The sequence below is a fragment of the Faecalibacterium sp. AF27-11BH genome (assembly GCF_003603005.1).
Classification (GTDB): Bacteria; Bacillota; Clostridia; order Oscillospirales; family Ruminococcaceae; genus Faecalibacterium; species Faecalibacterium taiwanense.
Genome location: NZ_QVGS01000008.1, coordinates 16189 through 29534, shown reverse-complemented (window position 1 = coordinate 29534; position 13346 = coordinate 16189). Strand labels below are relative to the sequence as shown.

General features: G+C 55.1%; 12 protein-coding genes. 5 read left to right on the top strand and 7 right to left on the bottom strand.

The window, feature by feature from the left end:
- Nucleotides 1-281: 281 nt before the first annotated feature.
- Entirely contained in the window at nt 282-860 is a 579-nt protein-coding gene (locus DWY76_RS08920; protein WP_120081030.1) for a cytidylate kinase-like family protein, read from the bottom strand.
- The gene (locus DWY76_RS08915) at nt 860-2260 is read right to left on the bottom strand and encodes an MATE family efflux transporter (protein WP_120081028.1); all 1401 of its coding nucleotides are present in this window, start codon (nt 2258-2260) and stop codon (nt 860-862) included. Before DWY76_RS08915 ends, DWY76_RS08920 begins: the two co-directional genes overlap by 1 nt.
- A gap of 304 nt (nt 2261-2564) precedes the next feature.
- Here DWY76_RS08915 and DWY76_RS08910 point away from each other — a divergent pair, with 304 nt between their 5' ends.
- The 5 genes from DWY76_RS08910 to DWY76_RS08890 all read left to right on the top strand — a co-directional run bounded on the left by DWY76_RS08910 (nt 2565) and on the right by DWY76_RS08890 (nt 8124).
- Nucleotides 2565-3068 carry a CarD family transcriptional regulator gene (locus DWY76_RS08910; RefSeq protein WP_120081026.1) on the top strand — a complete coding sequence of 168 codons (504 nt, stop codon included), beginning with the start codon at nt 2565-2567 and terminating at the stop codon, nt 3066-3068.
- Nucleotides 3069-3261: 193 nt separating this feature from the next.
- Nucleotides 3262-4599 (top strand): potassium transporter TrkG, encoded by a 1338-nt coding sequence (locus DWY76_RS08905; RefSeq protein ID WP_120081024.1) that lies wholly within the window; start codon nt 3262-3264, stop codon nt 4597-4599.
- A gap of 11 nt (nt 4600-4610) precedes the next feature.
- A complete protein-coding gene (locus DWY76_RS08900) occupies nt 4611-5258 on the top strand; it encodes a TrkA family potassium uptake protein (RefSeq protein ID WP_097779996.1) in 648 nt (215 codons plus the stop codon).
- Nucleotides 5259-5537: 279 nt separating this feature from the next.
- Nucleotides 5538-7421 (top strand): DUF4118 domain-containing protein, encoded by a 1884-nt coding sequence (locus DWY76_RS08895; protein ID WP_165852612.1) that lies wholly within the window; start codon nt 5538-5540, stop codon nt 7419-7421.
- Nucleotides 7414-8124, top strand: a complete 711-nt coding sequence (locus DWY76_RS08890) for a response regulator transcription factor (RefSeq protein WP_120081020.1) — start codon at nt 7414-7416, stop codon at nt 8122-8124. The genes DWY76_RS08895 and DWY76_RS08890 overlap by 8 nt, the downstream gene beginning before the upstream one ends.
- Nucleotides 8125-8342: 218 nt before the next feature.
- Here the strand turns inward: DWY76_RS08890 and DWY76_RS08880 are convergent, their stop codons facing one another.
- The 5 genes from DWY76_RS08880 to DWY76_RS08860 all read right to left on the bottom strand — a co-directional run bounded on the left by DWY76_RS08880 (nt 8343) and on the right by DWY76_RS08860 (nt 13327).
- The gene (locus DWY76_RS08880) at nt 8343-9065 is read right to left on the bottom strand and encodes an ABC transporter ATP-binding protein (protein WP_120081018.1); all 723 of its coding nucleotides are present in this window, start codon (nt 9063-9065) and stop codon (nt 8343-8345) included.
- Nucleotides 9058-9900, bottom strand: coding sequence for an ABC transporter ATP-binding protein (locus DWY76_RS08875; RefSeq protein WP_120081016.1), 843 nt, complete (start codon nt 9898-9900; stop codon nt 9058-9060). Before DWY76_RS08875 ends, DWY76_RS08880 begins: the two co-directional genes overlap by 8 nt.
- The gene (locus DWY76_RS08870; protein WP_243111989.1) at nt 9897-11051 is read right to left on the bottom strand and encodes a branched-chain amino acid ABC transporter permease; all 1155 of its coding nucleotides are present in this window, start codon (nt 11049-11051) and stop codon (nt 9897-9899) included. The genes DWY76_RS08875 and DWY76_RS08870 overlap by 4 nt, the downstream gene beginning before the upstream one ends.
- Before the next feature lie 5 nt (nt 11052-11056).
- Nucleotides 11057-11935, bottom strand: coding sequence for a branched-chain amino acid ABC transporter permease (locus DWY76_RS08865; RefSeq protein ID WP_120081012.1), 879 nt, complete (start codon nt 11933-11935; stop codon nt 11057-11059).
- A 174-nt stretch (nt 11936-12109) separates the two neighbouring features.
- On the bottom strand, nt 12110-13327 hold the full coding sequence (locus DWY76_RS08860; RefSeq protein WP_120081010.1) for an ABC transporter substrate-binding protein: 1218 nt from the start codon (nt 13325-13327) through the stop codon (nt 12110-12112).
- Between the last annotated feature and the right edge of the window lie 19 nt (nt 13328-13346).

Here is a 13346-nt window from a genome sequence, read left to right as displayed (position 1 = left end):
AGAAAAATCAGCAAACGCAACCCGTAAGGCCCTGACCACCAGATTCCGCTGCGGTTCCCAACCTGTAGGAATGTCTACCAGGAGGCTGCCGCTTATTTTGCTTCACCCAATAATTCCCCTTTCGTAGTAACAGTGGATAACATGGATATCGGCTGCGTGGAACTGCTGCTCCGGGATGGGAGAAAAATTTCCATTGACAAAAACTGCCGCTCACCTGCGTAACGGAACGCAGGCGGGCGGCGTTTTGCACTATCGGCTCTGAGACTGCCGGAAATTACAGCTTATGAAAGACTTTCAATGATCTCCGCACTCTTTTCAATGCCGATGACCCCACTATCCAGCGCAATATGATAGTTGGCGGCATTGCCCCAGTTCATATCGGTGTAGAAGCGGTAGTAGGCGGCGCGGCGCTTGTCCTTCTCCTTCAGCCGGGATTCGGGAGATTTCTCCCGCTCGCCGTAGACTCGCACGATGCGGTCTGCCCGGAACTTCAGGTCGGCGTGGACAAAGACCTTCAAGCAGTCGGTGCGGTCTTGCAGGATGAAGTCGGCGCAGCGCCCCACGATGACGCAGGACTCTTTTTCTGCCAGTTCCCGGATGATCCGGTATTGCAGCTTCCAAAGCAGGTCCTCGTTAGTGAGACCGAAGCTGCGGTCGGTGAAGGCAGAAGCAAGGAAGCCGCCGGGGGTGTACTCTCCGGCCTCCCTGACGTAGTTTTCGTCAAAGCCGCTTTCTGCAGCCAGCTTCTGAAGCAGTTCGGCGTCGTAGCATGGGATACCCAGATGCTCTGCCACCAGTTTGCCGATGGTTCTGCCGCCGCTGCCAAACTCGCGGCTGATGGTAATGATATGTTTTTCCATTAGACTTCTCCTTTCTGGTTCAGTTCACGGTAGGTTTTGAAGATCAGATAGCCTGCAATCAGGAAGGTGAGGATATCCGACATGGGCATGGAGTACAGCACGCCGTCCAGCCCGAAGAACCGGGGCAGCAGCAGGGCAAAGCCCACGCCGAACACCACCTCACGCACCATGGACAGGGCGGTGGATTCCACTGCCTTGCCCATGGCCTGCAAAAAGATGAAGCAGGCCTTGTTGACACAGGCCAGAATGATCATGCACAGGTAGATGCGGAAGGAGCGCACTGCAAAATCGGTGTAGTAGACGCTCTCGTTGGCAGCACCAAACAGGGTGATGAGCTGCCGGGGAAGCAGCTCCACCAGCACCAGTGCAACGGCACCCACGGTGGCTTCTGCCAGAAGCAGTTTTGTGAACAGCTCCTTCACACGGGCAGGCTTTTTTGCGCCCATGTTGAAACCCACCACGGGGATGCAGCCAGCCGCCATGCCCACCACGATGGAGATGACGATCTGGAAGAACTTCATCACGATGCCCACCACTGCCATGGGGATCTGGGCGTATTGCTCCTGCCCGAACACGGTGTCCAGTGCGCCGTATTTGCGGATCATGTTGTTGATGGCTGCCATAGCCGCCACAAGGCTGATCTGGGACAGAAAGCTGGTCATGCCAAGGGTCAGGGTGCGGCCGCAGATGGAGCCCTTCAGCCGGTAGTCACCCTTTTCAGGGCGAATGATCTTCATGTGCAGCAGATACCACACTGCCAGCGCTGCGGTGACCAGCTGACCGATCACTGTAGCCACCGCCGCGCCCATCATGCCCCAGCGCAAGCCGAAAATGAAAACGGGGTCCAGAATAATGTTCAGCACCGCACCCGCAAGGGTGGAGATCATGGCAAACCGTGGGTTGCCATCCGCGCGGATGATGGGGTTCATGGCCTGCCCGAACATATAAAAGGGCACGCCCAGCGTGATATAGAAGAAATATTCCTGGGAGTGGTGGTAGGTTTCGGCGTTGACCGTTCCGCCGAACATGGCGAGAATGTTGTCCGCAAAAATCAGATAGAGCGCAGCCAGCACAATGCTGCTGACCAGACACATCACCACCGCATTGCCGACGCTCCGCCTTGCCTTGGGAACTTCGTTCTGTCCAAGGCTGATGCTGACAAAAGCGCAGCAGCCGTCACCGATCATCACGGCAATAGCCAGTGCCACAACCGTAAGCGGGAACACAACGGTGTTGGCGGCGTTGCCGTAAGAGCCAAGATAGCTGGCGTTTGCAATAAAGATCTGGTCCACGATGTTATACAGTGCGCCGACCAGAAGCGAAATAATGCACGGGATCGCATACTTCTGCATCAGCTTGCTGATGCGCTCCGTGCCGAGAAATTGATTGGAACTTTCCATGGGATTCACCTTTACCTTTCCATTTTGGGGCAAACAAAAACAACGGGCAGCCCTCATGCAACCGGTTTTACGCATGAGTGCTACTCGTTGTACGAAATCATTATAGCCTGCCTGTCTGGAATTTGCAAAGGCAGTTTTGCACAAGAATTGTACTGGGCATTCTGCGCAGATTGCACGAGGAAAACTTTGTGAAAGATGCCCTTTGAAGCCCGCCAACCTACCGTGGTACAATAAAGTAAAAAGTAAAATTACGCTGGAAAGTCTGTTTTTGCAGCCTTTTCATACAAGGGAAAGAGGCAATACCATGTCACGGTTTCAGGCGGGAGCGCTGGTGGTCTACGGAAATCTGGGAGTGCACGAGGTGGAAGGGGTCGGGCTGCGGCACTTTTGTGATGAGCCCGCCAGAGAGTATTACACCCTCCGGCCCTATTTTTCGGATTCCCACGACCGCAGCTATATCCCCACGGCAAAAGAGGGTGTTCTGCGCCCGGTGCCCCCGGCACAGCAGGCAGCAGCCGACCTTGCACGGATCAAAGCGGAGACGCTGCCCATCCCTACGGGAATTCAGACGGCGCTGGCAGAACACTATCAGGCGCTGCTGCACACCAATGATTTTTACCAGTACCTGACCCTGTTCAAGGAGCTGGGACAAAAACAGACCCAGCAGCAAAGCCGTGGCCGGAAGATCAACGCTATGGATGTGTACTTTTACCAGATGGTAGAGCGTGTCCTGCGGGAGGAGCTGGCGGTGGCGTTTGGGGAATCGCAGCAGGAAGCCGGCAGGCGTTTGCTGGAGATTTTGCGCTAAAGCCGCATGGGTACTTTTTGGTGCGTATATTCAGTTCAAGGGTGTTGTCGTGGTCGGCTCGATCTCCTACATTTATTATTTGGTGTTGATCGATCAATTTTAATGGAATCTTTATACTTCTACAATTTTCTTTACGGCTCTTTTATCTATTCCATGCTAATCTTTATGCACACGGATAGGTAAAGGAGCTTTTATGATTCAATATCCTCGTTACAAGCGGCACCGTTTTTCTTCTTTTCAGGTTATTATTGCAGGTTTTGCGGCAGTCGATCTGGTGGGCGCATTGCTTCTGATGCTCCCAATCGCTGCACAGCAGCGGTGCGTCACACCGTTCCATGAGGCACTGTTTACCTCCACCTCTGCCCTTTGTGTGACCGGACTTGTGGTTCAGGATACCGGCAGCTACTGGTCGGCTTTTGGGCAAAGCGTGATCCTTCTTCTGATCCAGATCGGAGGATTGGGTGTCATTACGGTGGGCGCTGCCTTTGCGCTGCTTTCCGGGCGAAAGATCTCCCTCAAGCAGCGCAGCACGATGCAGGAAGCTACTGCTGCCCCGCAGATGGGCGGCATCGTGCGGCTGACAGGCTTTATTCTGCGGATCACCGCCCTGTTTGAATTGGCCGGTGCTGCACTGCTGCTGCCGACATTTTGCGCCGATTATGGACTGCGCGGGATCTGGTACGCGTTGTTTCATTCCATTTCGGCGTTCTGCAATGCCGGCTTTGACCTGCTGGGAACAGAGGGTGCAAAATTTGTTTCGCTGACACGGTATGCAGGAAACCCATTGCTTACCACAGTGATTGCGGCCCTGATCGTCTTTGGCGGACTTGGCTTTCTGACATGGGAGGATATTTGTACATATCGCCTTGATTTTCACCGTTACCGGATGCAGAGCAAGGTGATCCTTGTCACAACGGCATTTCTTCTGGTATTGCCGACGCTGTACTTTTATTGCTTCGAGTTCACGGCAGGCTCTGCCCGGCAGCGCATTTTATTGTCGATGTTTCAATCCGTTACCCCCCGTACTGCCGGTTTTAACACTGCTGATCTTGCTGCGATGGGCAGCACTTCACAGGCATTGATGGTGGTTCTGATGCTGTTAGGCGGTTCGCCCGGCTCTACGGCAGGCGGCATGAAAACCACAACATTTGCCGTTCTGCTGGCCAATATGTGGGCGACCTTCCGCCGCAGAGAAGATGCCGAATTTTTCGGGCGGCGCATAGATGGTTCCGCGGTCAAGAATGCTGCCACGATCGCAGGGATGTATTTGACGCTGTTCTTCCTCGGAGCCTTTGTCATTGCTGCGGCAGAGCAATTGCCGATGTCAGTCTGTCTGTATGAGACTGCTTCGGCTGTGGCAACGGTGGGTCTGACATTGGGCATCACGCCGCAGTTGGGGGTCCTTTCGCAGGGGGTGCTGATCGCACTGATGTTTTTGGGACGTGTTGGTGGATTGACATTGATCTATGCGGCATTTGGCAGCAGCCCTGCCCACTCTCGTCTGCCGCAGGAGAAGATCGCAATCGGATAAAGGAGACAAGTATGAAATCGATTCTTTTGATTGGGCTTGGCCGTTTTGGCCGCCATATTGCGCAGGAACTGAATGAGCTGGGTCATCAGGTCATGGCAATCGACAGCAACGAAGACCGTGTGAACGCCGTGCTTTCCTATGTGACGAATGCACAGATCGGTGACAGCACCAGCGAATACTTTCTGCGCTCCCTTGGTGTTGGCAATTTTGATGTGTGCATCGTAACCATCGGCGGCAATTTTCAGAGTTCGTTGGAAACAACATCGCTGCTCAAGGAGCTGGGAGCAAAGCTTGTGGTCTCGCGTGCAGAGCGGGATGTACAAGCCAAGTTCCTGCTGCGCAACGGTGCGGATGAAGTGGTCTACCCGGAAAAGCAGCTGGCAAAGTGGGCAGCGATCCGATACAGCTCTGAACACATTCTGGATTATATCGAGCTGCAGGACGACCACGCCATCATGGAAGTGACCATTCCGCCGGAATGGATGGATCGCACGATCGGTGAGATCAATATCCGAAAAAAGTATAACATCAACATTCTTGCGCTGAAAAAAGATGGAAAGCTCGATATGAGCATTACGCCGGATACGCAGCTGTGCCGGGATGAAAGTATGCTGGTTTTGGGAAAATACGCATCGATCCAGAAGTGTTTCCGGCTCTGAAAAGATAGGACGGATCATATGGATGTCGTTTTGTTACTGATGGTTCTTGGAGTTATGTTGAGTGGTTTTTGGGCAGCAGATGCGCTGGATCACATGCGGAAGGAGATCCTTCAACAGGAAGGAAAAAGACGTGGCTGGTGGTCGTGACCATCAAATTGTGCTATACTGTGGGCAAGGCAGGTGATTTTTATGAATCAGAACGACCCACCCACTGAACATATTCTGGCGTGTCTGTCGTCCTCTCCCTCCAATGCAAAGATCGTGCGGACGGCAGCAACGATGGCAAAGGCGTTTGGAGGGACCTTTACAGCTCTGTATGTCCGGACTCCGGATTCGGATCAGATGGGAAAAGAAGACTGTCGGCGCTTGCAACAGCACATTCGTATGGCAGAGCAGGCAGGTGCCGACATTTCTACGATCTACGGGGATGACATTCCGCAGCAGATCGCAGAGTTTGCCCGCATCTCCGGCATTACAAAAATCGTACTGGGGAGCTCCAGCGTACATCGCCGCCATTTCTGGAGTGGACCGTCACTGACTGAAAAATTGACGATGACTGCGCCTAATCTGGATATTTACATCATCCCGGATGCTTCTGCAGAGAACGGCTACGGTTCAGGACGGAAGCTGTTCACCCGTCCGCTTCTGCCGTCTGTCCGTGATCTGCTGATCACCGCAGGCATCCTGAGCTGCATCACGCTCATCGGCTTCTTTTTCCTGCAGCTGGACTTTGCGCGTTATAACATTATTATGCTCTATATGCTGGGGATGCTGTTCACCGCATTGTGTACCAGCGGTTACACCTGCGGTGTGCTGGGCTCTGTTGCCAGTGTTGCGCTGTACAATTTTTTTCTGACGGAACCGCGCCTGACATTCCATGCGTATGACCCCGGTTATCAGGTTACGTTTGCCCTGATGCTGACCTCCGCAATTATTACCTGTACGTTGACGACACGGTTGAAAGACCATGCAAAAATGTCTGCGCAGGCAGCATTCCGGACAAAAGTACTATTTGATACGAATCAGCTTTTACAGAAAGCCAAAAGTGAAGAAGAAATCTTTTCACTGACGGCATCCCAGCTGATGAAGCTGCTGAACCGGAGTCTGATCGTCTACCTGGAACAAAACGGAGGTCTTGGGGCAGAACAGGTTTTTGGAGTTGACGGGGAAACGGCGCAAAACATCTTTTCTGCACCGGAAGAACGGGATGCAGCAAACTGGACGTTTGCCAACAAAAAGCGTTCCGGTGCAGGCACGGATAGCTACCCGGATGCAAAGGGACTTTATCTTGCACTTCGGACCGGAGGCGGCGTGTTTGGAGTGATCGGGATCGATCTGTCCGAAAAACCGCTGGATGCCTTTGAAAACAGTGTGCTGCTTTCCATTCTGGGTGAAGGCGCGCTGGCCATCGAAAACCGCAGAAACGCACTGGAAAAAGAGCAGGCAACCGTGCAGGCAAAAAATGAAGAGCTGCGGGCAAATCTGCTGCGCACGATCTCCCATGACCTGCGCACCCCGCTGACCTCCATTTCCGGCAATGCCAGCAATCTGCTTTCCAACGGAGAAACGCTGGATACAGAGACCCGGAACAAGATCTGCACCGATATTTTTGACGATGCACAATGGCTGATCGGTCTGGTGGAAAATCTGCTTTCTATCACCCGCATTGAGGATGGGCGGATGAATCTGCAGATCTCGCCGCAGCTGATGGACGAAATGATCGAAGAAGCGCTGCACCATGTCAACCGGAAAAGCTGCGAACACACCATCACAACACAGTATGGGGACGAGATCCTCCTGGTCAATGTGGATGCACGGCTGATCATGCAGGTCGTTGTCAATCTGGTGGATAACGCCATCAAATACACCCCCGTGGGCTCGGTCATTCAGATTTCGGCTTACCGGAAAGACCATCAGGTCGTAGTGGACGTTGCAGATAACGGTCCCGGCATTCCGGATCGTGCAAAAGCACAGGTGTTCGAGATGTTTTATACCGGGCAGAGCCGCATCGCAGACAGCCACCGCAGCCTTGGACTGGGCTTGCCCCTCTGCCGTGCAATCTTGACGGCTCACGGCGGAACATTGACCCTGCGTGACAACATTCCCAATGGCAGTGTCTTTTCCTTTGCATTGCCGCAAAGCGAGGTGAACATTCATGAATAAGCCGTCCATTCTGGTCGTAGAGGATGATGTTCCTGTACGGTGTCTGATCACAACGACCCTGAAGACCCACGGCTATAAATATCTGACTGCTTCCAATGGGGAAACGGCGATCATGATGGCCACCAGCCACAATCCGGACATCATGCTGCTGGATCTTGGGCTGCCCGATATAGACGGCATCGAGGTCATCCGCAGCGTCCGCACATGGTCGAACCTGCCCATCATTGTCCTGAGTGCCCGGAGCGAAGATTCTGATAAGATCGAGGCACTGGACAACGGCGCAGACGATTATCTGACAAAGCCGTTTTCCGTGGACGAGCTGCTGGCAAGACTGCGTGTAACGCAGCGCCGATTGAATCTGCTGGCTTCTGACGGCATAAACAGTCCGGTTTTTGTCAATGGTCCTTTAAAGATCGATTTCTCGGCCGGGTGCGTCTGGCTGGGTGAGAATGAATTGCATCTGACCCCCATCGAGTACAAACTGCTGTGTGTGCTGGCGCATAATGTGGGCAAGGTGCTGACACATACCTCCCTCACGCAGAAAGTATGGGGCAGTACGCAGGAAAATGACATCGCTTCCTTGCGAGTTTACATGGCATCCCTGCGCAAAAAATTGGAACGATACCCGGATGCGCCGCATCTGATCCAGACCCATGTTGGTGTCGGATACCGGATGCTGCGCGCAGAAAATGATGAAGCATAGTAAAAAAACAGAGTGCGCCCTGCGGACGCACCCTGCAAAAGACCACAGACAAGCGATATGTACAACAGGGCGTTCCCCGTCGGGAACGCTCTGTTTTTCTTTGTTGGTAGTGTGATGAGCCTGTTCCGCCTGCCATACTGAGGCATTTTTATGCGTTATTTTTTCATGGAGCTGTTTTGCAGCAGCCCCTCTCTGCCGTTAGCGGTTCTTATAAAGTTTCAGGTGCGGTCAACGCACTTTTTGCCGAGGTATGCGGCCTTGACCTGTTCATTGGTCAGCAGTTCAGCACCCGTGCCGGAAAGGGTCAGGGTGCCGGTCTCCAGCACATAGGCGTAATCGGCCACCTTCAGGGCCATGTTGGCGTTCTGTTCGTTCAGCAGCACGGTGATGCCCTGCTGGTTCACGGTGCGGATGATATCAAAAATCTCCCGCACCACGATGGGTGCAAGGCCGAGGCTCGGCTCGTCCAGCATGAGCAGCTTCGGCTTGCTCATCAGGGCGCGGCCCACGGCCAGCATCTGCTGCTCGCCGCCGGAAAGGGTGCCGGCGCTCTGCCAGCTGCGCTCCCTCAGGCGGGGGAACAGACTGTACACCCACTCAAGGTCTTTCTCGGTTTCGGCCTTATCCTTGTGCAGGTATGCGCCGATCTTCAGATTTTCCAGCACAGTCAGGTCGGCAAACACCCGGCGGCCCTCCGGTGACATGGCAATGCCGCTGGCCACGATCTGGTCGATGGGCTTGCCCAGCAGTTCCTGCCCGTTCCACAAAATGGAGCCGCTCTGTGCCTTTACAAGGCCGGAAATGGTGCGCATCAGGGTGGACTTGCCTGCGCCGTTGGCACCGATCAGGGTAACGATCTTGCCGTCCGGTACGTTCAGCGACACACCGCGCAAGGCCTGAATGCCGCCGTAGGAAACATGTAAATCCTTGATCTCAAGCATCTTCGTCCACCCCCAGATAAGCGTCGATCACCCGCGGGTCGTTCTGCACCTCGGCGGGCGTACCCTCGGCGATCAAGCGGCCAAAGTCCAGCACATAGACCCGGTCGGAAATATCCATCACCAGATCCATGTGGTGCTCGATCATGAACACGGTCAGTCTGAAATCGGTGCGGATGCGGTCAATAAAGGCGGTCAGTTCTTCGGTCTCCTGCGGGTTCATACCGGCAGCAGGCTCATCCAGCAGCAGCAGCTTCGGCTCGGTGGCAAGCGCGCGCGCGATCTCCACCCGGCGCTGCAGGCCGTAGGGCAGGCCAGTAGCCAGTTCATTGCGCACATCCTCAAGTCCCAGCACATGCAGCAGGTTTTCGCACTCCTCGCGCTGGCGCTTTTCCTCGTCTGCATTCAGCCGGAAGGTAGCGCTCAGCAGGTTGGCCGAGCGGCGGCAGTGCTTGGCGATGAGCACGTTCTCAAACACGGTCTGGCTCTTCCATAGACGGATATTCTGGAAGGTGCGGGCAATACCCATCTGGGTGATCTTATCGGGCGTGGGGGCGATCATGTGGGAATACTTGCTCGAGTTCTGGCCCTTATAGAGCTTTTTCATCTTGCCGTGGGGCGTGTTCTCAATGATCTTGCGTCCCTCGAACCACACCGCGCCGTTGGTGGGCGCATACACTCCGGTGACAACGTTGAACGCGGTGGTCTTGCCGGCACCGTTGGGGCCGATGAGGGAGACGATCTGATCTTTATCCACCTTCAGGTTCAGATTGTCCACAGCCACCACGCCGCCAAACTGCATTGTGGCGTTTTCAATGGTCAATACGTTTTCACTCATTTGGAACGCGCCTCCTTTTTGGCAGCTTTTGCAGTGGATGCGGGCTTTTTCTGGAACAATTCACGGTCGCCCATGATGCCCTTGCGGAAGAACAGCACCACCGCCATAATGATGATGCTGAACACCACCATGCGGAAGCCGGAACGCAGCAGCGGCACACGGAAGCCGCCGATCCAGGTCTCGTTGTCGAGGAAGCGCAGCAGCCACTCGGAGCTGGCGATGAACAGGAAGGACGCGATGATGGAACCGGACACCGAGCCAATGCCGCCAATGACCACGATCAGCAGGATCTCGTAGGTCATGCTGGATTTGAAGGTGGTGGCCTGCACGCTGGCCTGATACATGGCGAGCATTGCGCCGGAGATACCGGCAAAGAAGCTGCTGATGATAAAGCTCATGCGCTTGTGGCTGGCAAGGTTGATGCCCATGGCTTCGGCAGCGATCTCGTCATCACGGATGGCTTTGAAGGCACGGCCATAGGTGGAGTTGATGAGCAGCAGAATGATGGCGATGCAGATGCCGGAGAAGAGGAAGGGCATCACGGTCTCCAGATGCAGGGTCGTGCCGCCCAGCGAAAGGTTGAAGCTGGCAAAGCTGGTAAAGCCGTACAGAAGGTTGGATCCGTTGGTCAGCGGGCCAAAGCCCTCGTAAACCACGGCGGCACGGATGATCTCGGCAAAGCCCAGTGTAGCAATGGCAAGATAGTCGCTCTTGAGCTTCAGCACCGGCAGGCCGATGAGGAAGGCGAACAGCGCTGCGATAAAACCGGCCAGGATCAGGCAGAACACAACACCCAGCAGCAGGCCGAAGCCGCCCAGAGGTTTGGAGAGCAGTTCCGGGATGGAGAAGCCGATGCCGCCGTTTGCATAGCGCTGATAGATGGACTTCTGCGAAGCGGCGGGAATGGTGAGGATGGCGTAGGTGTAGGCACCCAGCAGCATAAAACCTGCCTGACCCAGACTGAACAGGCCGGTAAAGCCGTTCAGCAGGTTCATGGAGACAGCCACCAGTGCATAGATGGCACCCTTGCGCAGCACGGTGAGCAGCATGGAGGGCACAAAGCTCAGGTTATCCAGTGCCAGCAGCACCACCAGCAGAGCGGCCAGCGCCAGTGCGGCCCGGAGATAGATGCGTTTTTTCTCTTGTTTCATGGTCATCACACTTTCTCGGTCAGGTTTTCACTGAACAGGCCGGTAGGCTTGACGGCCAGCACCACGATCAGCAGTGCAAAGGTGAACGCATCACTGAAGGTGGTAGCGCCTGCACCTTTAATAAGGCTCTCGCAGATGCCGATGATGAAGCCGCCGATCACCGCACCGGGAATGGAGCCGATGCCGCCGAACACCGCAGCCACAAAGGCTTTCAGGCCGGGCATGGCACCCACAGTGGGGGTGACTGCCGTGTAGTTGGAAAAATACATCATGGAGCCGATGGCCGCAAGAAAGCTGCCCACCGCAAAGGTAAAGGAGATGACATTGTTGATCTTGATGCCCATCAGCTGGGCGGTCTCAAAATCGCGGGAAGCGGCGCGCATGGCCATGCCGATCTTGGTCTTCTGGATCAGGGTAACAAGTGCTGTCACCAGCACAATGACGAGGAACGGCGTTACCACCGTCACCCGCTTGGTCTGGCAGCCCAGCACCGTGACGGTGTCGCTGATCCACGGCAGGGCAGGGTACTGCTTGGCCAGACCGCCGGTGACATACCACATCGAGTTCTGCAAAAGGTAGGACATACCGATCGCGGAGATCATTACCGACATGCGCGGCGCAGTGCGCAGGGGCTTGTAGGCAATCTTTTCCACTGCGATGCCCAGCAGTACCGTTGCCACCACCACCAGCGGGATGGAAATGGTCAGCGGAAGGGAAGCAGTAGCGTACACCATCAGAAAACCGGCTACGGTAAAGATATCGCCGTGGGCAAAGTTGATCAGGCGCAGGATGCCGTACACCATTGTGTAGCCAATGGCGATCAATGCATACTGGCCGCCCACCGAGATACCTGCCAGCAAATAGGGCAGAAACTTTGCAGCCATAAGGGGGACCCTCCATTTCTTACAACTTTTAATAAAATAAACTCCTCCAGTCACCTCCGGTGACAGCCCCCTCAGGGAGGAAGCCAAACCTGCCGGAAAGCTATAAAAAGGCTCCCTCAATGAGGGAGCTGGCAACGCCGTCAGGCGTTGACTGAAGGAGTTTACAGGTTCAAATCAGCCTTCCACGCTCTGAGTCTTGACGAACTCAAATGCGCCGTCGGCAGCTTTCTTGATGTAAGCCATATCCTTGTTGGCATCACCGGTGGTCTGGTCAAAGGTGATATTGCCGGTCACGCCGTCGTAGTTTACGCCGTACAGAGCATCGCGGATGGCGGTGCCGTCGGTGCTGCCTGCTGCCTTGATGGCTTCCAGAGCCACCATGTAGCCGTCGTAGCCCAGTGCAGAAACAGCTGCCACGATGTCATTGCCGCCGTTGTTGGTCAGCTTCTGGCTGTCGGCGTTCAGCCACTCCTTAAAGCCGGTCACGAACTCCTTGGCTGCGCCGGAATCATCGTTCTCATCAAAGAAGGTGGAGCAGTACACCTGCACGCTGGTGCCCTTCTGGGCATCCAGAATAACGCTGGACTCCCATGTGTCGCCTGCGGTAATGGGTTTGTCAAAGCCTGCAGAAGCAGCCTGTGTGATGATTTGGGCTGCGTAGGTGGTGGCGCAGGGAGCAAAGATCACATCTGCACCGGCGTTGATGGCGTTCTGGATGTAGGCGGAGAAGTCCGAGGTGCCCTCGGGGAACTGCTCGCTGGTAACAGTGCCGCCCAGATCCTCAAAAGTGTTGACGAAGTAGGTGGCCAGACCGGAGCCGTAGTCCTCGCCCAGCATGCTCAGCACGTAGGCGTTGGCAGCACTGAACTCATCCTTTGCAAAGTTTGCCATGACCGAGCCCTGGAACGGGTCAAGGAAGCAGACACGGAAGTAGTAGGGGTTGGCCTCAGTCACGGCGGGGTTGGTGCAGGAGCAGCCAATGGCCGGGATGGAAGCGGACTGGAAGGTGGGAGCGGCTGCAATGGAAACACCGGAGCCGTAGCTGCCCAGCACGATGGAGACTTTTTTGGAGACCAGCTCCTGTGCAGCGGTCACGGCCTTATCGGTGCTGGACTGGTTATCCACTTCCACCAGCTCCACGTTATAGGTCTCACCGCCGATCTCCACGGTGGGAGCAAGGCTGTTGGCATACTCGACACCCAGCACTTCCTGCTTGCCGCCTGCGCCGTTATCACCGGAAGCCGGTTCAAACACGCCGATCTTAATGGTCTTGCCGCCTGCAGAAGAGCCGCTTGCGGAACCGCCAGAAGAAGAGCAGCCTGTCAAAGCTGCTGCTGCGGCGGTGATGCCTGCCGCTTTCAGGAAATCACGACGCGAAATGAATGCTTTCATAAGAATTGCCTCCTCTATT